Annotated in this window: 2 protein-coding genes; one reads left to right on the top strand and one right to left on the bottom strand. The window is 27.4% G+C overall.

Annotation, left to right across the window (positions count from 1 at the left end):
• Positions 1–93: 93 nt before the first annotated feature.
• Positions 94–1,638 (top strand): glycoside hydrolase family 3 N-terminal domain-containing protein, encoded by a 1,545-nt coding sequence (locus tag BN1173_RS03170; protein WP_246040045.1) that lies wholly within the window; start codon positions 94–96, stop codon positions 1,636–1,638.
• Here the strand turns inward: BN1173_RS03170 and BN1173_RS03165 are convergent.
• On the bottom strand, positions 1,628–2,587 hold the full coding sequence (locus BN1173_RS03165; protein ID WP_040236559.1) for a DHH family phosphoesterase: 960 nt from the start codon (positions 2,585–2,587) through the stop codon (positions 1,628–1,630). The genes BN1173_RS03170 and BN1173_RS03165 overlap by 11 nt on opposite strands.
• Positions 2,588–2,650 lie beyond the last annotated feature (63 nt).

Genomic DNA, 2,650 nt, shown 5'->3' with positions numbered 1-2,650 from the left:
ATAGTGCATTCAATAATAATCGTTCTTATTATGAATTATTGGAATTGCTAGAAAATAAAGAAAATTTAGTAAATTACAAAACTGTAAAGTCAGATGAATGACAAAGAATTATTGGGACAAATATTTATGATAAGTTATCCAAAAGAAAATATAACAAACTTCACCCTAAACTTCATCAAAGAAAAAAATTTAGGTGGAATCAAAATTTTTGGATGGAATGCAAAAAATTTATACAAATTAATAGAAAGTATCAATAAAGCACAAACAATTTCTCAAAAGAATAGATTTAAAATTCCCTTATTTATAGCAACAGATCAAGAAGGTGGATGGACACAACATATAAAACTTAAAACATCAAAAACAATAGGAAATCTTGGAATCACAGCAACTCTATCACCAAATGATGCCTACTTTACTGGATATCATATAGCAAATGAATTAAAACAACTTGGAATTAACATAAATTTTGCCCCAATAACAGATATTTACAGCAATGAAGAAAATTTCATAATAGGTCCAAGAACATATTCAAATAATCCACAAATCGTATCTCTATTTGCATTGGCTTTCTATAAAGGACAAAAACAAGCAGGCATTATCTCAACAGCAAAACATTTTCCCGGACATGGCAATACTGTTATTGATTCTCATATAAAAATGCCAATAATCAATTCAGATTTAAAAGAAATTAAAACAAATGAGTTGCTGCCATATAAAATACTAATACAAGAAAACATTCCAATGATTATGAGTGGACACTTAGCATATCCAATGCTTACAAACGGAAAAGAAATACCTGCATCCTCATCAACTAAAATTATCAAGGAAATTCTTAGGCAAGACTTACAATACGACAATTTAATAATAACAGACGACCTGCTAATGAATGCAGTAAGATATCAAAATGAAAGCATTTATGACACAATTGAACGAATTATTAGAACAGAAACTGATATTTTATTAATATCATTAAATGAAGATATACAAAATAATGCTTACAATCAACTATTAAACCTCATGCAAAAAGACAATACAATAAAAGAAAACATTATTAAATCTAACAAAAGAATACTTAGAATAAAATTAGAATATCTAAAAGAAAAAAGAAACAAAGAAGAACTTTTCCCCAAATATGACAATGCCAAAGAAATACCTACTAAAGAAGCTGAATTTTTTTTTGAACAAAATACATTAAGGAGCATAACAAAAATAAAACTATCAAAAAAGATATCAAAGCACAAAAAAACGCTATTAATATCACCTTATAATACAATGATTAAAGAAGGTAAAAAAATATTTCAAAATAGTTATGGCTATTATTATAATTATTATCCACTAAATAGCATAAATCCCACACAATTAAAAGAAATAAAAAATTTAATTGCAAAATATGAACAAGTTATTTTTAATGTATCAACACCTGCTAGTTTAGAGTACATAAAAAATTTAAAAGAATATAAAAATAAAATAAGCATCATTGTATCTCTTACCCCCCAACACATTAAACAACTTAACTGGATAGAAAACATAGTAGTAGTATATGGAACTACAACACTATCATTTAAATCTGGATTTTTAACTTTAACAGAAGATTTTAATCCAAAAGGACAAATACCTTTAATGAATCTCAAGAATTAATAGCATCTTTAATATATGCAATGATTTGATTTTCTAAAAGGTTTAAAGCAGTATTTTTAATCTTAAATCCACTAGCATGTTTATGTCCCCCTCCTCCAAAATATTTTGCAAGTTCTCCCACGTCAAAATATTCCTTAGAACGAAGTCCTGCTAAAATAGAACCATCTTCTGTTTCTTTCAAGATAATTAGTATTTCATTATTTTCTACATTAGCAAGAAGTGAATAAAATAGTTCATTAACTCCACTAATATTATTGTCTCTCTTAGCATTAAAGGGTAAAACCGTTAACAATACCTTACCATCAAAATATGTTTTAAGATTATTTAGCATCATACTAAGCACACCTATTGAGGCTAAACTTTTAACAGATTCAATATAATTATAAATATCTTTAAGAATCAAGCCTTTAGATACAAGTCTAGATACCATTTCAAAGGGTGCAGGATCATCTCTTGAAATAAATCTAAAAAATCCTGTATCTGTACAAAACCCCACTAAAATATACCATGCCTCTTCCTTAGTAACTTCATATCCAAATGCTCTAATTAATTTTTCAATCAAAAAAGTTGTTGAAGGTGCACCAGGATCAATATATCCAAGGGTATCCAATTTGTCTCCTGAAGAATGATGATCAATAACAAGAATAGGCATATCTTTTACATAAAAAACAAATTCATCTCCAATGCGATCAAATATAGAGCAATCCAAAATAATAACAGCATAATCTAACAAATTAATATTTGGCCATTTAGACAAAAACTTCTCTTTAAAAGGAATTATTTCCTTTCTCACAAATGGACCTTCATTTAACAGAATAATTCCTTTGCCTATTCTGCGCAAAAAAGAAGCCAACGCCAAAGATGAACCTATACAATCAAAATCGGGATCCTTATGCCCAACAATGACAAAATTGTCATACTTTTTAATAAATTCAATAACATCAATCATAAAAAAACATTAACAAACCTTTCACATAAATCAATAATTACATCTCATAATTAAACATTTTAC

The organism is Borrelia crocidurae (assembly GCF_000825665.2).
Lineage (GTDB): Bacteria > Spirochaetota > Spirochaetia > Borreliales > Borreliaceae > Borrelia > Borrelia duttonii.
This window is presented reverse-complemented; position numbering and strand designations above follow the sequence as displayed.

Coding starts and splice junctions, on each gene's coding strand:
- BN1173_RS03170 (WP_246040045.1), top strand. CDS start 94: ATGAATGACAAAGAATTATTGGGACAAATATTTATGATAAGTTATCCA.
- BN1173_RS03165 (WP_040236559.1), bottom strand. CDS start 2,587: ATGATTGATGTTATTGAATTTATTAAAAAGTATGACAATTTTGTCATT.